Genomic DNA, 20,208 nt, shown 5'->3' with positions numbered 1-20,208 from the left:
ATTCCGCTCTCGCTTGGTTGTTAATAAAAAAGATGAGTAATCATGAATCAATGAAGTAAAAACATGCGCGATCCCATTCATTAATTTTCTTATTTTGCTTAGTACATTTTTTACCTAGAATGTTTTCGCTGAAATATTCGCATTCATAGCAGCTATGTGAATTATCATCGTCTGAATCATAATCTGAACAAGCGTTTTGTTCAAGATCAAAGTATGGTTTCATAGTATGTTTTCTACATTCATACTTACCGATTACCCCAAGTACACTAAAGCTGTATCTGCAATCTACGCATTTTGACATTATGAATCCTCCTTATAATATGATTTTTATAGTTTACATTTGAATTTTGTACAAACAGTTTGAGATGCACGATCCTGATTATTATGTTCCATGCAAGTTTTTTTTACTTCAGTTGTATATTCCCACACATCTTTAAAACCTTTCACTGGAGAGATTACTGTATTTCCTGGATCATACCAATGCACGCAAAAAGCGCATCTTTTCATGTTCAAATTTCCTATTTTTGCGCGTTGTTTAGCCATGTTCTATCACTTCCATACGTATGATCGTTTTTTCAAGAAGATGTTATATATCCGGCAGGAGTTGAAGCTTCAAGATTAAGACTTTCTAGTGCAGTCGATTTATCCATAAGCTCAAGTGTGAATTTTGAACGTATATCAATAAAACTTGTATTTATCTTCATAAGTTCTATTACTGTCGAGAAATCCTTAGTTTCTTTTGCAATTTCAGTTGCTGCTTTAAGCGTTTCAAGATTTGAATTCAGTTGTTTTAAAGCAAGTTCATTGATTGCTTTGATGTTTTCCATCTGGTATTCATGATGCTGTTCTAACTGCTTGATATAGCATTCTTTTTTTGCTTCAATTTCAGCTAAACCTATTTTCAAGTATGCTCGTATTTCTGCACGTTTAGTTTCTTCTTGCTGGCGGCAAATATTATACTCTTTAATTGCATTAGTGATGTTATTGGCTATTCCACAAACTTCGCTGATAGCAGTTGAAAGTGGATCAGCGTTTATTTTAATTTCTCTTGGATTATCGCTCTTCTCAACATTAACATCCTCATAGTTTACATCGATAATATCGTTATCCATTGGCGTACCTCCGGAATAATTGCTTATTATGAGCTTTATAGAAATCTGGATATGTAGATTTCATTGTATTTATCATATCCATTGCACTTTGAGCTAAATCGGTATTGGCTTCGTTTATAGCAATGTCTAAAATTTCTATAGCTTGATTGAAGATTTTGTCATTAAAGGTTTTGAAATTCTTATAGTATAATTCAGCCTTTTCACGATTTTGCTGTAGATATTTACGATAAATCTGAGCTTGAGCACAGTATGTTTCGTAAGTAAGAATGTTTTGAATGTTGTTTAGTACTGCTTCACCCGCATCACAAGTTTTTAAAAGTAAGAATTCATATTTCATTGGTTTTTCAACCACCTATCAGCCATGCAGCTCCAGCAAGGGAAGAATTAATTCCAGATATTCTTTTACTTATGTCGGTGTACTGGGATGTGATTTCATAGTTATTATCGATAAACTGTGTGCTTAGAGAATCAGCTATTATTTTAGCAATGTCACAAAGGCTTTTTGTGCGTTCATCTGTGTTACTGCTTTTTATGTTTTCAGCAGTTTTTCTGAATTTCTGCATCAGTTCTTCAATCTGAATTTTTTCAGTACTTATGAAATCAGGTATACTTTGTACAGCGTATTTTGCGTTACGTAATTCTTCTCTTTTAGCTTTCATAGTTTCTTTATATGCCTTGGCTTGATGCATATTTTGTTTTGCCATATAGTATTCTTCTGTAGAAACATTATGAAATAAATCTGTTACTGAAGGAGTAACCCAAGTGGCCAGCATCTTATCAATACAGTTTAGCTGTTCGTGCTGGGTTATTGCTGAAGCTTCAAGAAGAAGAAAATCAACCTTTGAAGTGAGCTGAAACTCTTTGTTGTCTGTATCAAGTTTCTTAAGAGTTGAATTGATTTCGTTAAGTATCTTTTGTTTATAGTTCACATAATCATTAACCTTTAAGCTAACTTTAATACAGCTATCTTGTAATTTATCATATGCTTCCTGATAAATTCTTTCAGCTTCACTGATATATTCGCGAGTGCGGTAGTTCCATTCAGCTATCTGCTGACGTTTTTCAAAATTGTCTTTTGCTTTACTGAATAATCCCATATTATTATACCTCTATTTTTAATAAGTAAAGTTATAACAATACCAATTGCCAGGATTTTTGATTGTCTTCTTATGGTAGGTACACTTACTAGCGATACCTAAATCTTTGTAATAATCGCAATCATAACAGCAATTGTGATTATCAGGCAAAAAATTACCGCAAGCTGGTTGATCATCTTCTACAACATGACCAACTTTATTGCAGTAATCTTGATTGTCCCACTTGTATTGTCCACCTCTAAATAAACAGTCGTTACATGTGTTTGCCATAATAAGTCCCCCTTTATATCACTAAATAGCTATATTCTATGAAAAAACATATAATAGTTAATTCATTATGTACATTATACACTAGAAGCTCTAGTTTGTCAATCCTGAAAGTTCATTTATTTCAAATAAAAAATTTATTAAAATAGAATTATTAATGACTTTGAGGAGATACGTGGTAATGAAGAAACCGAATTTAAAGGAAATAGGTATGAGAATACGGGAACAGAGGGAGCAGCTAAGATATACAAGAGAGCAGCTTGCGGAAAAGCTTGATGTGTCTTCAAAGTTTATTTCTGACATAGAACTGGGAGTAAAAGGCGTGTCTTTAAAAACTCTTGTAAATCTTTCAACAATACTCGATATGAATGTAAAACAGAACGCCAGTGTTGTTTGATATGACACTGGCTATTTTTTGTGGAGATGCTTTCCAAAAATATAGATTTTCAGCTGATAATGTAGTATAATATTATTGTAAAGCAAATTTGTGTTTCAGGAGGAATGAAAAATGACTGAAGTAAAAAGAAGACCATCTATTGATGAATTAATGAAAAGTGTTAATGATTATATCCAGGAATTCAAAAGCATGGATAAAGAAGAAGCTAAAAAAATTGCAAAAGAAACACTTATAGAGACTGGTGTACTTGATGAAAATGGTGAACCGAAAGATACTATAGTTACAGGAGACTTTTTCGGATGGTAAATAGTATATGTAATGAAATGTATTCGAAATTACCAAACCTTGTTCTTGGTTTTCATGGATGCCATAAAGATGTATTTGATTCAGTAGTAAAAGGCGGACAGCATCTAAAGCGCAGTGAGAATGAGTATGACTGGCTTGGCAACGGGATTTATTTTTGGGAAAACAGTCCGGAGCGTGCGTTGGACTGGGCAAAATCAAGATATAAAGATGAAGCTTGTGTGGTAGGAGCTGTTATAGATTTAGGATATTGTCTTAACCTTACAGATTATCAGAGTTCAAGCGTTTTACAATTGGGTTATGAGTTGCTTAAAACTTATAACGAAACGATGGGTAATGAAATGCCTAAAAACAGGAACGGAAGATCCGCTACTGATTTACTTCTCAGAAACCTTGATTGTGCTGTTATAGAGCAGATTCATAAATATTATAAGCGCAATAATTTTGAAACATATGATTCGATAAGAGGTATTTTTACAGAAGGCAAAGAAGTGTATCCTGGTTCAGGCTTTGTAGAAAAAACACACGTACAGTTATGCATCGTAAACCCTAACTGCATTAAAGGTTACTTCGCTCCTATGCCATATAACAGTGAATACAGAATACCATAATGGGTGGGTAATTTCGTACTCAGAGAGTACGAAAAAAGTACGTCAGTATTCTGATACAATAAAAAAAGGTCCAGAACCGATTTGAATTATGTGAAGCGTGATATATCATGAAATAGCGTAAATGCGTGGATAGATAGGTGCTGATTCGAACGGTTTGAATCATATCTTTTATGTGTTCAGAATAAGGTAACAACCCGATGGTTGGTGCAACAGTTGCATGTGCAGTTGCTGTTGAAGAGGCTATGAAGTAATTCATAACTCATGTAAATACGTAGTTTAAATAAAATCCCGGTAATTCTTATGAACTGTCGGGATTTTTATTTTTTGCTATAATCAGGTTAAAATCTGCTTCGTGAGTACGAAAAAGTACGCAGCGTTTATTTGACACTGGCTTTTGTTCATGTTGAAAACTGTATCGCCAGTATAGATTTTCAGCTGATAATGTAGTATAATATAGATGTAAGGCGAATAGTATTGTACAGGAGGAATGGAAATGACTGAAGTAAAAAGAAGACCTACTCATGAAGAATACATTCGTGGAATGCAGGAATATATTGATAAGCTGAGAACCATGGACAGAGAAGAGGCAAAGAAGATATCCAAGGAAGCTCTGATAAAAGCCGGTGTTCTTGATGAGAACGGAAATGCTAAAGAAAACATTGTGACGGGCGATTTTTTCGGTTGGTAAGAGGTAGTTAATGAATATAATAAATGAAATGTATTCTATGCTTCCTGATCTCGTGCTAGTATAACACAAGTAAGAAGTAAATCCAGTTAATTAATGAAATGGATGATTTTATGAGTACGAAAGAAATGGCATATAGTATAATAGATACTTTAACAGAAGAACAGCTTGAGGAACTGATGGTTTTTCTTAAAGGATACAGCAAGAAAACAACATCGGTAGATTCAGTGTTTGGTATCCTTTCAGGACGTTCAAATGGTGATTATATTTCACAGGAAAAATCAGTATGGGAAAAGGTGGCTGCAGAAAATTATGAAGCTCCTTGATGCAAATATGGTACTTCGATTTCTGTTGAAGTGACCCCACATAATTTTATCTGAAAAGCCACTGGTTAATGTTCGAGTAAAATGGATATAATAATAATTCCAAAGGCGGTAATCACTCCACAATGAGAGATTACCGCCTTTTCAGCATATAAAAGGTATCAGGCATCGCGATGCCTGATACTATAATTAGCTGCCTCCGGCAGCTCACCGTTTGTGAGCACTGTATCATACTGTCACCTGTCACGGGAGCTTTGCCGCTATCTTAAGTTTGCTTATATGTAATCATGTTATCACTTTTTATTATGATCTATATTAAAAAATAACTATTAGACAGGGTTATAGTTTTATGCTATACTTAAAATCGTCATCAAAACAAAGTAAACACATATGATTACTATGAAAGGAACTGAATAAAATGAAAAAACCAAAAGCGCTGCTTACGGCTCTAATACTGACAGCGGCAGTTCTTACAGGCTGCTCATCTAAAAGCACCGGAACAGGGGGCTCTGATAGCAGCAGTACAGTACTGAAAATCGGATATCTGCCTTCTCCGGGGCATCTTCTCTACTTTGTTGCAGAAGAAGAAGGATTTTTTAAAGATGAGGGACTGAACACGGAACTTGTAATGTTTGGTGAAAACAACAGTGAGCTTGCGGCTCTGGAATCAGGAAAAATAGATGTGGGTGCGTTCGGGTCGAGTGAACTTATCACGTACCTTGCTGATGGCCATGATCTGACAGTATTCGGTGGAGCAATGATCGCCGGGCACGGACTTATAGTTAAACCGGAGCTTGTTAAGGGAATACCTGAGGAAGAGTGGTCACTTGAACTTCTGAAGGGTAAGAATATCGGTGTAGAGGGAGTTGACTCCGGTCACATAGTATATCGTGCAGCAGCAAAGAAACTCGGACTTGAGGATTCGATACACTTCAATATATTTGCTGACGGAGCTGATGCATACAATTCACTGAAAAATGATGACATTGATGCAGCAATCCTTTACGCTCCTTATCGTATTCTTGCAGAAGATGAAGGCTACGTTATTCTCTCAAACAGCGGTAAAGTAGCTGATTTTGAAGATCATGTATGCTGCAGACAGGCGGCGCTTAAATCAACACTTGAAAAAGAGCCGGATTTATATGAAGCCTTCCTTCGTGCTCTTATCCGCGCTTACAGATTCTATCAGACAGATCATGACAAAACAATAAAGGATGTTCAGAAATATGTAGACGTTGAAGAGGAATCACTTCAGAAGGATACGTATGAATACGACGCTCAGATAGCCAATCCTGATCCGGACATAACCGGTATGACAAACTTTTATGAAGCGCTTGCTGATATCGGGTTTGTTAAGGAATTCGACATTTCCGGCGGTCTGTCTGCAGAACTGTACGGCAGGGCGTTAAACGCGGTAGCTGCTGAATCACCTGATGATGAAGTTTATAAATATCTTATTGAATATCATAAGGAGAGGGACTGATGGTTAGACTGAAACGTCTTAAAAGTCCGGTGCATCTGATTTTTCTGGCTTCAGTTCTGGTTCAGTTTCTGCCGACAAGAACAAAGAAAGCCGGAGATCCTGTATATGCCGAAGTTCTGCTTTTGCTGCTCGAATTACTCTTTATTATTCTGACGTTATCAAAACCGCTTAATAAAGAAAACAGAACACAGAATGGTGTTTTCGGAGTGATTTTTTCGTTTCTTGGTATATGGACTCTGCTTACAGCCAAATTCGTTGTTATTCCTCAGGATATCTTCAAAGCACCTGATGTAGTTGCCGAACAGTTTTTAAACGATTTTCCAAGACTTATGAAAGATCTGTCGTCGAGTATGTCCACTATAATTGCAGGTTATTCACTTGCGCTTCTGACAGCTATACCTGCCGGACTGTTTCTGGGATGGAACACGCAGATCGGAAAAGTAAGCGAACAGGTAACAAATTTTCTTGGATCTATTCCTCCGATAGTATTTATTCCGTACTCGCTTGCACTTCTGCCTACTTTTAAAAGCTGTTCAGTGTTTGTTATTTTTATAACAGCTTTTTTTTCCGGTCCTTTCCGGAACAGTGAGCGGTGTACAGAACATAAGTGTACGGACGCTGAACAGTGCAAGAGTATTGTGTGTATCAAAACTGTCAATGCTGTTTAAGATCCTTCTGCCGGCTTCACTGCCTCAGATTTTTGACGGATGCAATATCGGACTTATGCTCTCGTTCATACTTCTGACTTCTGCTGAAATGATAGGCGGTAACAGCGGACTGGGATTCTATATTCAGTACTATACCAACTTCGGTAACTTTACGAGAATTATGGTCGGCATTATTTTTCTGGGTACAATAGTAACTCTGTTTACTAATATTGTGAAAAAACTTGAAAACTGGCTGCTACGCTGGAAGTGACCGTAATAATAACTGAAAGGATAATCAAAATGGCCAAAAAAATACGACTTGACCTTGAGAACATCGAGAACCGCGAAATGCGTCTTGGATCAATAATCTCATGGGACGGTAAAGCTTCAGAACTTGTTGAGCAGTCACGTTATGAGGAACGTGCACTTAAAAATAGCGGATGTCCCGGCGCAGGAAGAAACGGAGAAGGCTGCCGTTTGTGTGAACTCAATATGCCTTTTAATCAGCAGAGTATGTGTGCCAATTCGATTGCAGCATGTCAGGCCGGAAACATTCGTGACTGTGTCCTGATACAGCATTCTCCGATAGGCTGTTCAGCCAGAAATCCGGAATTTAACCTTGCTTTCCGCGCAGGTCTTGAACGCCGCGGCATTGAACCTCACAATATAAATATTATCAATACCAATCTGCTGGAAAAGGATATGGTATTCGGTGCGGCTGAAAAACTGAGAAAAGCAGCACGGGAAGCTTTTGAACGTTACTCTCCGAAGGCTATCTTCTTTTCAATGAGCTGCTCAACAGCTATCATAGGTGAAGATATAGGCAGCATAGCTGCAGAGATGGAGGAAGAACTCGGAATACCAGTTGCGCCTATGCAGTGTGAAGGATTCCGCTCAAAGCACTGGTCGACCGGGTTTGATATAGCACAGCATGCTGTACTTAAACATATAGTAAAAAAGCAGCCTGTAAAACAGCCTGACCTTATAAACATAGTTGCACTGTGGGGTACCGATTACTTTACTGATATGCTTAAACCGCTTGGACTGAGAGTAAATTACATCATGGATATAGCAAGCTACGATGAGCTTGCCCAGGCATCTGAAGCGGCATGTACCACGACATTCTGTCATACTCTTGGCTCATATTTTTCAACTGCACTCGAAGAAGCCTACGGAGTACCTCAGATAAAAGCTCCGCAGCCATACGGATTTTACGGAACTGATGCATGGCTTCGTGCTGTTGCCGCACAGGTAGGAAAGGAAAAGGAAGCCGAAGAATACATAGCTTCAGAACATGAACGTGTAAGACCGAAAATCGAAAAACTGAAAGAGAAACTGAAGGGTGTCTGCGGTTTTGTGCTTACAGGCTCTTCCTATGCACACGGCCTGATTTCGGTACTTCGTGATCTTGGAATTACAGTTGACGGTTCAGTGGTATTCCACCACGATCCTGTTTACGACGGTGGATATGAAGAACAGAATACACTGAAGACTCTTGTTGACAATTACGGTGATATACCGCATTTCACCGTAAGCAAGTGTCAGCCTTTCCAGCTTCCGGCGCTTCTTGGCAGAGTTAAGGCTGATTTCATTATCATCCGGCATAACGGACTTGCTCCGAATGCTGCAAGAATGGGAATTCCTTCGTTTGCTATAGGTGACGAACATTTTCCTGTAGGTTATGACGGAATCATACGTGTGGGTGAAGCGGTTCTTGAAATACTGGCCCGCAGGAAGCTCAATCAGGTTCTGAAGAGGCATGTCTCGCTTCCGTACAGTGACTGGTGGCTGAGTCAGAAAGATCCGTTTATTCTGGCTAAACATCCGGAAATACTCGATGAATCCGATAAGGAGGAACAGAACTGATGGCTAAGAATAAACATACAACGATCACACATCCGCACTACGCATGCTCTATAGGAGCAGCTTATACTGTATCAGCGATCCCGGGAGCAGTCCCTGTAATAAACTGCGGACCGGGATGCGTGGACCAGCAGTATTTTACAATGTCGTTCTGCAACGGATTTCAGGGTTCGTCAGGTGTCGGAGGCGGTGATATTCCCGGAACCAATTCCGGTGAAAACGAGATAGTTTTCGGCGGTGCAAAAAAGCTTGACGGTGTTGTGAAATCAGCACTGAAAATCATGAAGGGTGATTTGTTTGTAGTCCTGTCAGGATGTTCACCGCAGCTTGTGGGAGATGATGTGAATGCTGTTATAAAACCGTATCGTGAAAAGGGATATTCCATTGTTCATGCTGAGATACCGGGATTCAAGGGGAACAACCTATGGGGACATGAAGAAGTGGTACTTGCAATAATCGATCAGTTTGTAGGAGAAGCAAAGGGCGTACGCAGACGTAAGAAACTCATAAACCTGTGGATGGGGGCACCTTATTTCAATACATTCTGGCGGGGCGATCTTATCGAGATGAAGAGGATCCTTGAGGGAGCAGGCTTTGAAGTAAATGTCCTGTTCGGAAGTGAGAGTGCAGGTGTATCTGAGTGGAAGAACATTCCGAAGGCAGCATTCAACCTTGTGCTTTCGCCATGGCTGGGTCTGAGAGTGGCAGAACATCTCGAAAAGAAATACGGCCAGCCGTACCTTCACATTCCGGTAATTCCTGTAGGTGAGGAAGCAACGACGGCGTTCATACGTCAGGTCGTTGAATATGCCGGTATCGATAATAAAAAAGCTGAAAAGTTCATAGAAAGTGAAGCAAAGAGGTACTATTATTTCTTCGACCATTTTGCAGACTTTTTTGCAGAGTACTGGTTCGGATTTCCGTCAAAGTTTGTTATTGTGGGTGATGCGGCTTATAACATTGCCTTTTCAAGATTCCTTGCCGACCAGATAGGTCTTATACCTGTTGGTCAGATAATTTCCGATAATACTCCTGCAAAGTACCGTGAAACTGTTGCAGAACTTTACAATGAACTTTCTGAAGGCGTAACCGGAAATGTTGATTTCATCGAAGACGGTTATCTTATCGAAAAAAAGATTTCAGAGTATGATTTCGGAAACAGTACACCGCTTATTCTTGGTTCTTCATGGGAACAGGATGCAGCCAGGGAAAAGAATGCTGTACTTGTAGAGGTAGGAACAATAGCAACGGAAGAGGTTGTACTGAACAGGACTTATATCGGCTATTCCGGTGCACTTCAGTTTATTGAAAAAATATACTCGGCCGCTGTACACGGTTAAATACTGAAATAACATCAATGTCATTGTTCAATATTTTATCAGAAACTTCACTTTCGAATCGCCGTTACTATTCACGGGCTAGCCACAATTAAATCTGAAGTGGACCCCACATAATTTTATCTGAAAAGCCACTGGTTATTGCCACTGGCTTTTATTCATGTTGAAAACTTTATTGTCAGTATAGATTTTCAGCTGATAATGTAGTATAATAAAGTTGTAAAGGATATTTGTATTTACAGGAGAAACGTAAAATGGCCGAAAGAAAAAGAAGACCTACTCACGAAGAATACATTCGTGGTATGCAGTAATATATTGAAAAACTAAGAACGATGGACAGAGAAGAGGCTAAGAAAGTATCGAAGGAAGCACTGATTAAAGCCGGTGTTCTTGATGAAAATGCTAAACCCAAAGAAACTATAGTTACAGGTAACTTTTTCGTATGGTAAGCAATATAATATTGAATATAGAATTCAAATTTTTATGAACTGATGGGTCTCATTTTTCCTGAATACGCAGGTTTACAATTTCCGTTTAACAGTATAATGCGCAGGTTTACAATTGCTTTAATGTTGGAGAAATGGTTGCTGCATAGGCAAAAATCCACCCGAACCTAATGGAAGTCCGGGTGGATTTTTCTATAATACAATAAGAGTGTTTATGCGAATTTAAAATGTCAGTTTCAACATCGTCCAGCTTTCCACATCCGCTCTGTACAAATGAGCGCTGAGCGGAAAATGTGCTGAATGGAATACTTACTTGTTACCATTTGTACAGCTCCTTTCCTGTGTGGTATGGTTATATTATAACCTGCATTTCACTGTTTGTCCAATGCAAATAACTGATATGGGGATATAAAAACAGGCTATTACTGAAGGGGATTTTTCTTAAAATAATAATTGCACTATGGAGCTTCAGCTCAAAATGTAGTATAATAGAGACATACGAAATCTATGACCGGAGGATGAAAACAATGGAGATTTTAAAATGTGAACAGTGCGGCGGGGAGCTGAAACGTATAAGGACCAGACATGAGTGGTTCTGTTCATTCTGCAATTCGAGATATTCTGATGAACCGAGTGAAACACGAAAGCCCTGTGCAAAATATTATGGTCTTAATGAAGAAGTATTCAGCGTTGAGTGTGATCTTTCCAAAGTGATGAAGAAAGAGAACGGTTCGGGCTGCATAAAAAGTATTGTGCACTGCATGGATATATGTGAAAATTCGTCAGAGATCGAGAAATATCTGTCCGCTAAATGTAAGATACCGGATGATATTTCTATGAAAGGACTGCGTGAAGATCAGATAGCTAATGCGCTTCCGCGTATAAATGAAGTTATGGAGCCTGGTGAACGTGTCATAGTCTACGGAAACAAAGGTATCTTTTCAAAAGGAAAGGAGTATTTCGTTATAACCGATAAACGAAGCATTTTCGTTGAGAAAAAGAATATTTCGCAGGTTCTGCATACCGATATAGATTCTCTGAAAATCGCAGACTGCGGTAACTGTAATTTAAACGGTGATTACAGTAAAGGCATCGTCAACCTTGACGGTACAGGTACTTTTCAGGGGGCACTTCTTGCATTGATATGTGTGCTTTCTTTTGAAGCAGATATGGAAAGAGCAAAAATCAGATTAGTATAAGACCTTATTACAGTAAACGAGATATGTTTTTGTAAATACATATTCGAGATAAAAATCCCGGTAATTCTTACGAATCGCCGGGATTTTTTGATGTAAAACAGGTAAATAAATTACGACCGTACAGGTTTTACCCGGATATAACCGGTTATAGATAAAATCTATATATAAGTATAAATTATAAGTAAGACCAAACCTATTGACTTGATAGATTAAATGTGATAATCTAAATACATACCAAATACATAGAAAATATAAGAAAGAAGTTTTAGTATGAAAAAAAGAACATTATCACTGATCGCGGCACTGGCACTTTCGGCTGCGGTACTTACAGGATGCGGAAAGGCATCAGACGGGAATTCACCGGAATCATCAGTAAAGATCGCTTATCTGCCTATCACACATGCGCTTCCGGTACTCGAGGAAGCAGAAGAACTTGAAAAGGAAAACGGACTTAAGGTCGAACTTGTAAAATTCGGTTCATGGCCGGAACTGCTTGATGCGCTCAACACCGGCAAGGTCGACGGTGCGTCAGTTCTCATAGAACTTGCAATGAAGTCAAAGCAGGAAGGCGTCGGAATAAAAGCTGTGGCACTCGGCCACCATGACGGAAACGTCGTAATAGTTTCAAACAGTATAAACGACGGAGCGGACCTGAAGGGAAAGACTTTTGCGATTCCGCACAGACAGTCATCACACAACATTCTTCTTAACGAAGTGCTTGAAAAGTCAGGACTTACTGTGGATGACATAAACGTAACTGAGCTTGCTCCTACTGAAATGCCTTCAGCCCTTGCAAGCGGACAGATCGATGGTTACTGTGTTGCTGAACCGTTCGGTGCAATGGGCGTTGCGACGGGTGCCGGAAAGGTACTGTATACATCAGAGGAACTCTGGGAGGATTCTGTCTGCTGCGGTCTTGTTCTTACAGATAAATTCATTGAGAACGAAACTGACAAGGCAAAGTCGTTCGTTGAAAGCTACAAAAAAGCCGGTGCGGCACTCGACGCTGAAACAGCGAAGAAGACTGCAGAAAAGTATTTCAAGCAGAGCAGCGATGTTCTCGATATCTCACTTCAGTGGATCTCGTTTGACGATCTTGAGATCTCAGAGGAAACATATACACTGCTTACTGATAAGGTAAAGAAATACGGTCTCTCAGACAATCCGCCGTCCTATGCAGAATTTGTAAAGAACGATTTTCAGTAAGTCCCGGTCATTTCACTGATCAGGGCAGGAATGCAGGGTAAAACCCCGTTTTATCCCTCAGATTATTTAAGGAATGAAGTTAATGAAAAAATTATTGTCAGTTAAGAATGCAGTCGTGTCGGTTGCAGTTCTTATCGGTATCTGGCAGATCGCGTATATGGTCAGCGACTACAGCGATGCGCTTTTTCCGTCACCGTATCAGGCTTTTCTTGCGCTTATTGAAATGATAACCGACGGAACTCTTTTTAAGAACATCGGTACAAGCATGTTCCGCTTTTCCGTCGGTTACATAAGTTCTGTAGTCGTGGCTGTTTTCCTGGGACTCATCCTCGGACGTCTGCCGGGAGTATTTAAATATGTAAATCCAGCGCTTCAGCTTTTAAGACCTATCTCGCCGACAGCCTGGATGCCGTTTATCGTCCTTCTTTTCGGTATCGGTGAGGTACCGGCGATAGTTATCATCTTCATAGCAGCATTTTTCCCGGTTCTTCTTTCAACCGTTGCTGCTGTAAACAATATCGATCCGGTTTATCTCAAGGTAGCATCAAACTTCGGTATAAAGCAGCCGGCGCTCACATGGAAGTTCATCCTTCCGGCCGCATTTCCTCAGATAGCAAACGGCATCCATCTTGCAGTAGGTACAGCGTGGATCTTCCTTGTTGCCGGTGAGATGGTAGGTGCTCAGTCAGGACTTGGTTACCAGATAATCGATGCAAGAAACAACATCCGTGCAGATATTCTTTTAGCGACTATCCTTGTTATCGGTGTTATCGGCATTATCCTTGACGGTATACTTAAGTTTGCCGAAAAGAAAATACTGAAGGCCTGGGGAGGTGCTGAATAATGGCATACATTGAAGTTAAGGATGCATGCAAGAAATACACCCAGAACGGAAAAGAAACAGTAGTTCTCGACAATGTTTCACTTGAAATAGAAAAAGGCGAGTTCATCTGTCTTTTAGGTCCTTCCGGATGCGGAAAAAGTACTCTTCTTAACACGCTTGCAGGATTTGAAAGGCTCAACAGCGGCAGCGTCACAATAGACGGAAAAGAAGTTGAAAAGCCGTCAGTTAAGAATATTACCATTTTCCAGAACTACGGACTTCTGCCGTGGAGAAATGTAATTTCCAATGTGAAGCTCGGTCTTGAATCAAAGAACATTTCAAAGGAAGAGGCGGATAAAACAGCGAGAAAATTTCTTGAACTTGTCGGACTTGAAGGCTTTGAAAAACGCTATCCGCGTCAGCTTTCCGGCGGTCAGCAGCAGAGAGTTGCGATTGCAAGAGGCCTTGCGGTGGATCCTGATATAATTTTTATGGACGAACCGTTCGGAGCGCTCGATGCGATCACAAGAATGAAGCTTCAGGACGATATGCTGAGAATATCCCGCGAGGAGAAGAAGACAATCATATTCGTCACCCACGATATTGAGGAGGCAGTGTTCCTTGCTGACAGGATCGTTGTTATGATGGCTGATCCGGGAAGGATAAAGAGCATAGTAAAGGTTCCGGCGCACAGCACGGCAGACCGCACAAGTCAGGGATTCCTTCATGTGCGTGACAGGGTATTCGAACTGTTCAACATGAAGACCGAAGAATACATTGATTATGTGATTTAACAGAACACAGATCAGGTCCGGAAATCCGGTGTATTCATCCGGATCCGGACGCTGGTTTATGAATATGAATTATGGAGAGAGTTTAATGGCTAAGAAGAAAACAGAAGATGCTCACTGTCATGAGCATCACGGACACGATCACGGTGAGGAATACATGCATGAGCATGAACATCATCACGGTCATCACCACAGCGACGGCGTGGACCACATACATTCACACAGAAATCTTATAGGCTTTGATGCCCACGGCATACCTGTCGTTACGCTCAAAGCCTCTCATCATGATGGTGAGGGTGAGGAAGATGATCCGCAGGCATTTATAAAGGACTACATGAATGCAGTAAGCGAATACCGCAAAACCTTCCCGTCAAAGCAGGATGTCATCGAACAGACGCCGGATCCGGCAGTCCGCGAAATGCTTCTTCGAATGGAACAGCTCGGCATCGACACCTGTTTTGACCGTTTCGATGCACAGAAACCGCAGTGCAACTTCGGACTGGCCGGCATCTGCTGCAAGATATGCAACATGGGTCCCTGTCGTATCACGCCGAAGGCGCCGAAGGGAATATGCGGTGCTGATGCCGACCTTATAGTTGCGAGAAACCTTCTCCGTTCAGCAGCCGCCGGTGCGGCACAGCACGGCATGCATGCACGTGAGGTAATGCTTGCGCTGAAATATGCTGCAGAGGGTAAACTCGACATACCGATACTCGGTGAACAGAAGATACGTTCAACTGCTGAGGCTTTCGGAATAAAGCAGAAGAACAGACAGCTCAAGTATGTCGCAAAGGATCTGGCCGATGTACTGCTTGAAGATCTGTCAAGGACTGTTCCGGGAGAATACAAAACAATATCAGCCTGTGCAGCACCTGAACGTCAGGAAACATGGAAGAAGCTTGACATTCTTCCGGTAAGTGCGTACCATGAAGTTTTTGAAGCCTACCATAAATCCGGATGTGCCATAGACGGCGACTGGAAGTCGATAATGCAGCAGTTCCTGCGCTGCGGACTTGCGTTTACATTCTCTGGTGTAGTCGGCGGATCGATAGCGACCGACTGCCTTTTCGGTGTCGGGGACAGGGTGACTTCAAAGGTGAACATTGGTGCCCTTCAGAAAGGATATGTAAACATTGCTGTTCACGGTCATCTTCCGTTGCTTGTAAGCCAGATCGTTGAAGCAGGAAAGCGTGAGGATCTTATAGAACTTGCAAAGTCAAAGGGTGCAAAGGGAATACGTTTTTTACGGCATCTGCTGCTCCGGACTTTCCGCAATGTACCGCTACAGCGGAGTTATACCGCTTTCAAATGCCGTTTCAGCGGAACTGGTCCTCGGTACGGGTGCTCTTGATCTCTGGGTAGCTGACGTACAGGACGTTTTCCCGTCCATAATGGAAGTGGCAAAATGCTTCAGGACAACAGTTGTCACCACGAGCGAGTCTGCAAGACTTCCGGGTGCTGAACGCTTTGAATATGACCACCATCATTCAAACATTGACCAGACAAAGGAACTTGCTGAAAAGATCGTTTTAAGAGCCATTGAAAGCTTTGAGGCACGAAAGGGTATTCCTGTTTACATACCTCCGTACGAAGTCGAAGCTGAAGTCGGATTCTCGGTTGAGTACATCCACAGAAGATTCGGAAGCATGAAGCCTCTTGCGGAAGCGATAAAGAGCGGAAAGATACTCGGTATCGTCAACATGGTAGGATGCAATAATCCTAAGGTGCTTTACGAAAAATGCATAGTTGACGTTGCCGACAAACTGCTTAAAAACAACGTTCTCATTATCTCCAACGGCTGTGCGTCATTCCCGCTTATGAAGCTCGGCTACTGTGCGGTATCCGGAAAGGAAAAGGCGGGAGAGAGTCTGCGTGAATTTCTCGAACCTGATCTTCCGCCGGTATGGCATGTGGGCGAGTGCATAGACAACACGCGTTCAAGCGGTATTTTCGCAGGTGTTGCCGGAGCGCTCGGACATAAAATGTACGAGATGCCGTTTGCATTTTCATCGCCTGAATGGGGAAATGAAAAAGGCATCGATGCAGCTCTCGGGTTCAGACTTAACGGCATAAGCTCATATCACTGCGTTGAAGCACAGATCTACGGTTCAAAGAATGTAATTGAATTCTTAAAGCACGGCACAAAGGAACTTCTTGGTTCCACAATGAATGTTGACACTGATCCGTCAGCTCTTGCAGACAGGATAATTGCCGACATGAAGGAAAAGCGCTGTGCGCTCGGATGGGATAAATAAGTAAGGAGTAAATCAGATGGCATGTTTTTTAGTACCGACAGCAGAAGCGATAGTAACAACGGTTGCATCAGCTGTAATAAAGAAATCGAAGAAAAATGAAAAGGAAACTGATGAATATGAAGTGAGATTCTCAGACAGGCTCGGCAGACTTAACGGGCTTCTCTGGGGCGGTTCGGGTCTTCTGGCGTTTGAACATCTATGGCACGGCGAGATCTCACCGTTTTTCCCGTTCCTTACAGCAGCGTCAAGTCCGGAATCAGCACAGGTCATGCTTGACGAAATGGCAGTGAACGGAACAGCGATGGCAGTCATAGTCACCGCGGTATGGGCGGCGACGGTCGTTATTGAAAAGATATGGGCAAAGAACGCAAAGGAACATAATGAAAAGGAGGTAAGATCATGACCCTCCTTATCACACTCATTGCTGCTGTAACAGTAACGCTTATCTGGTACACAAGTGAAAAGGCGAGAAAGATGAAGACCGGTATCCTCTGCTACATGTTCTGGGGTGCATCTCTCATGTGGCTCGTTGACGCCGCAGTCGAATATATCGAAGACGGAGCAGATTACTTTATTCCGTCATCAGCAGATATGCTAAATGACACATTCCTCGGTCTTTCAGTAGTAGTTCTCGCTCTTGTTGTATGGATGGTTTACCTTCTTGTCAGGGACCCGGAGAAAAGATTTTAAAAAACGGAGCAGGAGTCCGGTTTGGTTATCGGTCTCCTGCTCCGTTTTTATTTTATTCTGATATTTGTGATCGCACACTGGTCGCCGGTCAGAGCGACAAATACATTGTCGATGGCGTCCGGAAGGGTGGTGATGTTTTTGATAAACACACCGAGATTGCTTGTGGTCACGGTTATCGTGTTACCTGACTTTTCGAATGATACGGATGTATCGTAGCCAGCCTTGTTGTATTCCTTCCATGCCTCCCAGCCGCTGAATGAATCCTGGACATTTACGATAAAGTCGTTTTTAGCGTCACTGTCTGATTCCCAGTTTTCACCGTCGAGTCGTATAAGTGCGTATTCCTTGTAGTTTACTCCGTTTATCTGGCCGTCGTCGGAACTGAATACAACCATATACGGGCAGTGCCATACAAGACGTGCTGTAGGAAGACTCATTGTGTGGAAACTGATGACCATTTTTTCAGGTATACTGATACCATCGGTCGCAGCTGAACGGAAGCCGTCCACCTGCACATTAGGTATATCTCCGGCAGGTACGTTAATAAAGCTTATTTCTTCCGCTATTCGTTTTATGTAGTCGTTTGAAACCTGTTCTTCAGTTTTTACCACGCTTACGCTGCTCAGACGGCAGTGCTCACCGGTGAGTACCAGATATGCGTAGCGGGTGCTGTCCGGAAGGGCAGTCGTTATTTCGATCTTCCGTTTTCGGCTCAGTATGTTTACAAGTACATGGTCACGGACTTTTACAGCCTGTATTCTGAACTCATTCTCGTTAATGATGTCCATGCCTTCATTAGAGTAGTTTGTCTGCATCTTCCTTGCGCCTTTTGTGGCCGTTTTGCCGTCGAGCCAGATCTCACCGTATTCGAAGTACAGAAGTTCCTTTGCTTCCTTTTCATCATCGTCGTGAACTCTTCCGTCAAGGGAATCGAACAGTACGAGTGACGGAACAGGAGTATGCGAAGGTTCATCGGGATTTACCGTTATACATATTGTAGTCATGCACTGAGTAAGAAGAATACCTTCAGAGTACTCACTTCGGTAATCGCCGACAACAAGTTCGTTTTTGCCGGCAAGCTCGCTTACTGCTTCACGTTCCTTCATTTCATATTCCGAATCGAGATCGATCAGATGCTGCATTGCCTTGGCGAATTTCGGATCGAACTGCGTTCCCGAACCCTTTACGATCTCTTCACGTACAAGATCCTGCGGAATAGCAGCACGGTAGCTTCGGTTTGATGTCATTGCATCGTATGCGTCAGCTACTGCGATGATCCTTGCTATTTCAGGAATGTCATCACCCTTGAGTTTTTCCGGATATCCTCTGCCGTCGTATCGTTCATGGTGATAATGGGCACCGATACTCAGGTAAGGGAATTCATTGATACTTGAAAGAATATTGTTTCCTTTTAAAGGGTGCTGCTTTATCAGTTCGTATTCCTCGTCAGTAAGCTTTCCGTTTTTGTTTATGATGCCAAGCGGTATTCCTACCTTGCCAACGTCATGAAGAAGGGCAGTGTAGTAGATCTCGCGGCATTCATCCTCATTTTTACCGGCAAGTTTTGCTATTCGCTCGGAATACTCAGCGACACGGGTCGAATGGCCCTGAGTGTATTTGTCCTTCGCATCGATAACCTGAGCAAATGCCTCAATAACTTCACGCAGCAGTTTCTGGTCGTGCTTCTGCTGTTTGATGAATTCGTCGTATATGATATCTTTTCTGTTCTGTACGAGCAGTCGGTGACTCAGAAGAATGAATCCTGCAAGAAAGAATGATGAAATACCGATCATCAGAAACATGAAGCGTTTTCTGTAGTAGTATATTCCGCGCATTGAAATGTCGGCGCCGGCATATGCAACACATTTTCCTGATGAATCGAATATCGGCTGGTACTTGGTCATAAGCCAGCCGTACTTGCCTTTTGATTCCACGATGCCGAATTCTTCGCCCGCCAGCATAGCCGGAACATATTTTTCAAAGCTGTCGTCAAGTGCCTCTCTGCTTCCGAGAACGGAAGATGATATTTCAGGCAGTTCATCGTACTTCTTAAGGCTCTCGTCTTCTGTTTCGAGGTCGAAAACGACCCGGCATCCTTCTTCATTTATCTGATAAATATAAAGGTACTGAAGAGACGGCGTATTGTTGATAACACACTGAAGAGTATTCTTTGTCGCTTTGTATTCTTCATCAGCTCCGTTTTCGAGCCAGAAATCTATTTTATCAGCGTTTACCAGCTCTGCAGCCAGTTTTGCAGATTTTGTTATTGTTTCAGCTCTTACAAGTCTGGTCGATCTTCCGAAATACATTACGCTTGAATAAACGTCCGCGCCTACAGTGAGAGCGGCCAGAAGTATAAGTATTACGGTGAGTCTGAAACTCTTTTTATTACGGTCTCCTTTAAGTTTTTCAAAGTTCATTTATTTTACACCCCTTGAACCCTGCTCATATTTATTTCCATGTTCCCCGCATGGATTAACAACAAATAAAATAGTGTATTATTTAAAACTGCTAATAATATAATTTTATCAGATTACAATGAAAAATGCAATATATGTACGACGTTTTTTGTAAACTATAGCCCGGACGGAAGAACAATGCTTTCAGATTGTCGCTTGATTTACTGTTTCAGTTATAGGGAAAAGCTATAACCGGCTATGGAATATTTGCATT

The 20,208-nt window shown here is 41.4% G+C and carries 22 protein-coding genes and 1 pseudogene; 17 read left to right on the top strand and 6 right to left on the bottom strand.

From position 1 onward, the window contains the following. Positions 1-40 precede the first annotated feature (40 nt). The 5 genes from CC97_RS03850 to CC97_RS03825 form a co-directional block, all read right to left on the bottom strand. Complete coding sequence (locus CC97_RS03850; RefSeq protein ID WP_044973789.1) at positions 41-301, bottom strand: hypothetical protein; 261 nt, start codon at positions 299-301, stop codon at positions 41-43. A 274-nt stretch (positions 302-575) separates the two neighbouring features. Continuing rightward, positions 576-1,112 carry a hypothetical protein gene (locus tag CC97_RS03840; protein ID WP_044973787.1) on the bottom strand — a complete coding sequence of 179 codons (537 nt, stop codon included), beginning with the start codon at positions 1,110-1,112 and terminating at the stop codon, positions 576-578. After that, positions 1,105-1,449, bottom strand: a complete 345-nt coding sequence (locus CC97_RS03835; protein ID WP_044973786.1) for a hypothetical protein — start codon at positions 1,447-1,449, stop codon at positions 1,105-1,107. Before CC97_RS03835 ends, CC97_RS03840 begins: the two co-directional genes overlap by 8 nt. Positions 1,450-1,456: 7 nt before the next feature. Continuing rightward, complete coding sequence (locus tag CC97_RS03830) at positions 1,457-2,209, bottom strand: hypothetical protein (protein ID WP_044973785.1); 753 nt, start codon at positions 2,207-2,209, stop codon at positions 1,457-1,459. Between the two features lie 18 nt (positions 2,210-2,227). Next, positions 2,228-2,479: a hypothetical protein gene (locus CC97_RS03825; protein WP_044973784.1), complete on the bottom strand. Its 252-nt coding sequence runs from the start codon at positions 2,477-2,479 to the stop codon at positions 2,228-2,230. 178 nt (positions 2,480-2,657) lie between these two features. Here CC97_RS03825 and CC97_RS03820 point away from each other — a divergent pair, with 178 nt between their 5' ends. The 17 genes and pseudogenes from CC97_RS03820 to CC97_RS03745 all read left to right on the top strand — a co-directional run bounded on the left by CC97_RS03820 (position 2,658) and on the right by CC97_RS03745 (position 17,535). After that, positions 2,658-2,873 carry a helix-turn-helix transcriptional regulator gene (locus CC97_RS03820; protein WP_044973783.1) on the top strand — a complete coding sequence of 72 codons (216 nt, stop codon included), beginning with the start codon at positions 2,658-2,660 and terminating at the stop codon, positions 2,871-2,873. Positions 2,874-2,984: 111 nt separating this feature from the next. Next, positions 2,985-3,179 (top strand): hypothetical protein, encoded by a 195-nt coding sequence (locus CC97_RS03815; RefSeq protein WP_044973782.1) that lies wholly within the window; start codon positions 2,985-2,987, stop codon positions 3,177-3,179. Then, positions 3,173-3,787: a hypothetical protein gene (locus tag CC97_RS03810; RefSeq protein WP_242848109.1), complete on the top strand. Its 615-nt coding sequence runs from the start codon at positions 3,173-3,175 to the stop codon at positions 3,785-3,787. Before CC97_RS03815 ends, CC97_RS03810 begins: the two co-directional genes overlap by 7 nt. 493 nt (positions 3,788-4,280) lie before the next feature. Further along, positions 4,281-4,475 (top strand): hypothetical protein, encoded by a 195-nt coding sequence (locus CC97_RS03805; protein ID WP_044973781.1) that lies wholly within the window; start codon positions 4,281-4,283, stop codon positions 4,473-4,475. A 110-nt stretch (positions 4,476-4,585) separates the two neighbouring features. Then, positions 4,586-4,798: a hypothetical protein gene (locus CC97_RS03800; protein ID WP_156036753.1), complete on the top strand. Its 213-nt coding sequence runs from the start codon at positions 4,586-4,588 to the stop codon at positions 4,796-4,798. A gap of 415 nt (positions 4,799-5,213) precedes the next feature. Then, positions 5,214-6,278: an ABC transporter substrate-binding protein gene (locus CC97_RS03795; protein ID WP_044973779.1), complete on the top strand. Its 1,065-nt coding sequence runs from the start codon at positions 5,214-5,216 to the stop codon at positions 6,276-6,278. Then, entirely contained in the window at positions 6,278-6,946 is a 669-nt protein-coding gene (locus CC97_RS03790; protein ID WP_242848108.1) for a hypothetical protein, read from the top strand. Before CC97_RS03795 ends, CC97_RS03790 begins: the two co-directional genes overlap by 1 nt. Then, positions 6,864-7,196, top strand: coding sequence for an ABC transporter permease subunit (locus tag CC97_RS20820; protein WP_242848107.1), 333 nt, complete (start codon positions 6,864-6,866; stop codon positions 7,194-7,196). Before CC97_RS03790 ends, CC97_RS20820 begins: the two co-directional genes overlap by 83 nt. Positions 7,197-7,225: 29 nt before the next feature. Then, entirely contained in the window at positions 7,226-8,791 is a 1,566-nt protein-coding gene (locus CC97_RS03785) for a nitrogenase component 1 (RefSeq protein ID WP_044973778.1), read from the top strand. Further along, positions 8,791-10,128: a nitrogenase component 1 gene (locus CC97_RS03780; RefSeq protein ID WP_044973777.1), complete on the top strand. Its 1,338-nt coding sequence runs from the start codon at positions 8,791-8,793 to the stop codon at positions 10,126-10,128. The genes CC97_RS03785 and CC97_RS03780 overlap by 1 nt, the downstream gene beginning before the upstream one ends. Positions 10,129-11,098: 970 nt before the next feature. Further along, positions 11,099-11,770 carry a hypothetical protein gene (locus tag CC97_RS03775; RefSeq protein WP_044973776.1) on the top strand — a complete coding sequence of 224 codons (672 nt, stop codon included), beginning with the start codon at positions 11,099-11,101 and terminating at the stop codon, positions 11,768-11,770. A 270-nt stretch (positions 11,771-12,040) separates the two neighbouring features. Then, positions 12,041-12,976, top strand: a complete 936-nt coding sequence (locus tag CC97_RS03770) for an ABC transporter substrate-binding protein (RefSeq protein ID WP_044973775.1) — start codon at positions 12,041-12,043, stop codon at positions 12,974-12,976. Positions 12,977-13,058: 82 nt separating this feature from the next. Further along, positions 13,059-13,820: an ABC transporter permease gene (locus CC97_RS03765; RefSeq protein ID WP_044973774.1), complete on the top strand. Its 762-nt coding sequence runs from the start codon at positions 13,059-13,061 to the stop codon at positions 13,818-13,820. Beyond that, positions 13,820-14,593, top strand: a complete 774-nt coding sequence (locus tag CC97_RS03760) for an ABC transporter ATP-binding protein (protein WP_044973773.1) — start codon at positions 13,820-13,822, stop codon at positions 14,591-14,593. Before CC97_RS03765 ends, CC97_RS03760 begins: the two co-directional genes overlap by 1 nt. A gap of 85 nt (positions 14,594-14,678) precedes the next feature. Continuing rightward, positions 14,679-16,845, top strand: a pseudogene (gene cooS, locus CC97_RS03755) (anaerobic carbon-monoxide dehydrogenase catalytic subunit). 16 nt (positions 16,846-16,861) lie between these two features. Further along, on the top strand, positions 16,862-17,248 hold the full coding sequence (locus CC97_RS03750; RefSeq protein ID WP_044973772.1) for a hypothetical protein: 387 nt from the start codon (positions 16,862-16,864) through the stop codon (positions 17,246-17,248). After that, entirely contained in the window at positions 17,245-17,535 is a 291-nt protein-coding gene (locus CC97_RS03745; RefSeq protein ID WP_044973771.1) for a hypothetical protein, read from the top strand. Before CC97_RS03750 ends, CC97_RS03745 begins: the two co-directional genes overlap by 4 nt. A gap of 47 nt (positions 17,536-17,582) precedes the next feature. On the opposite strand, the gene CC97_RS03740 is transcribed toward CC97_RS03745, so the two are convergent. Then, the gene (locus tag CC97_RS03740; RefSeq protein WP_049962674.1) at positions 17,583-19,955 is read right to left on the bottom strand and encodes an HD-GYP domain-containing protein; all 2,373 of its coding nucleotides are present in this window, start codon (positions 19,953-19,955) and stop codon (positions 17,583-17,585) included. Positions 19,956-20,208 lie beyond the last annotated feature (253 nt).

This window comes from Ruminococcus sp. HUN007, from assembly GCF_000712055.1.
GTDB lineage: Bacteria > Bacillota > Clostridia > Oscillospirales > Ruminococcaceae > HUN007.
This window is presented reverse-complemented; position numbering and strand designations above follow the sequence as displayed.

What these genes read in the sequence shown, in the direction of transcription:
- CC97_RS03850 (WP_044973789.1), bottom strand. Translation starts at nt 301, where the DNA reads ATGTCAAAATGCGTAGATTGCAGATACAGCTTTAGTGTACTTGGGGTA.
- CC97_RS03840 (WP_044973787.1), bottom strand. Translation starts at nt 1,112, where the DNA reads ATGGATAACGATATTATCGATGTAAACTATGAGGATGTTAATGTTGAG.
- CC97_RS03835 (WP_044973786.1), bottom strand. Translation starts at nt 1,449, where the DNA reads ATGAAATATGAATTCTTACTTTTAAAAACTTGTGATGCGGGTGAAGCA.
- CC97_RS03830 (WP_044973785.1), bottom strand. Translation starts at nt 2,209, where the DNA reads ATGGGATTATTCAGTAAAGCAAAAGACAATTTTGAAAAACGTCAGCAG.
- CC97_RS03825 (WP_044973784.1), bottom strand. Translation starts at nt 2,479, where the DNA reads ATGGCAAACACATGTAACGACTGTTTATTTAGAGGTGGACAATACAAG.
- CC97_RS03820 (WP_044973783.1), top strand. Translation starts at nt 2,658, where the DNA reads ATGAAGAAACCGAATTTAAAGGAAATAGGTATGAGAATACGGGAACAG.
- CC97_RS03815 (WP_044973782.1), top strand. Translation starts at nt 2,985, where the DNA reads ATGACTGAAGTAAAAAGAAGACCATCTATTGATGAATTAATGAAAAGT.
- CC97_RS03810 (WP_242848109.1), top strand. Translation starts at nt 3,173, where the DNA reads ATGGTAAATAGTATATGTAATGAAATGTATTCGAAATTACCAAACCTT.
- CC97_RS03805 (WP_044973781.1), top strand. Translation starts at nt 4,281, where the DNA reads ATGACTGAAGTAAAAAGAAGACCTACTCATGAAGAATACATTCGTGGA.
- CC97_RS03800 (WP_156036753.1), top strand. Translation starts at nt 4,586, where the DNA reads ATGAGTACGAAAGAAATGGCATATAGTATAATAGATACTTTAACAGAA.
- CC97_RS03795 (WP_044973779.1), top strand. Translation starts at nt 5,214, where the DNA reads ATGAAAAAACCAAAAGCGCTGCTTACGGCTCTAATACTGACAGCGGCA.
- CC97_RS03790 (WP_242848108.1), top strand. Translation starts at nt 6,278, where the DNA reads ATGGTTAGACTGAAACGTCTTAAAAGTCCGGTGCATCTGATTTTTCTG.
- CC97_RS03785 (WP_044973778.1), top strand. Translation starts at nt 7,226, where the DNA reads ATGGCCAAAAAAATACGACTTGACCTTGAGAACATCGAGAACCGCGAA.
- CC97_RS03780 (WP_044973777.1), top strand. Translation starts at nt 8,791, where the DNA reads ATGGCTAAGAATAAACATACAACGATCACACATCCGCACTACGCATGC.
- CC97_RS03775 (WP_044973776.1), top strand. Translation starts at nt 11,099, where the DNA reads ATGGAGATTTTAAAATGTGAACAGTGCGGCGGGGAGCTGAAACGTATA.
- CC97_RS03770 (WP_044973775.1), top strand. Translation starts at nt 12,041, where the DNA reads ATGAAAAAAAGAACATTATCACTGATCGCGGCACTGGCACTTTCGGCT.
- CC97_RS03765 (WP_044973774.1), top strand. Translation starts at nt 13,059, where the DNA reads ATGAAAAAATTATTGTCAGTTAAGAATGCAGTCGTGTCGGTTGCAGTT.
- CC97_RS03760 (WP_044973773.1), top strand. Translation starts at nt 13,820, where the DNA reads ATGGCATACATTGAAGTTAAGGATGCATGCAAGAAATACACCCAGAAC.
- CC97_RS03750 (WP_044973772.1), top strand. Translation starts at nt 16,862, where the DNA reads ATGGCATGTTTTTTAGTACCGACAGCAGAAGCGATAGTAACAACGGTT.
- CC97_RS03745 (WP_044973771.1), top strand. Translation starts at nt 17,245, where the DNA reads ATGACCCTCCTTATCACACTCATTGCTGCTGTAACAGTAACGCTTATC.
- CC97_RS03740 (WP_049962674.1), bottom strand. Translation starts at nt 19,955, where the DNA reads ATGAACTTTGAAAAACTTAAAGGAGACCGTAATAAAAAGAGTTTCAGA.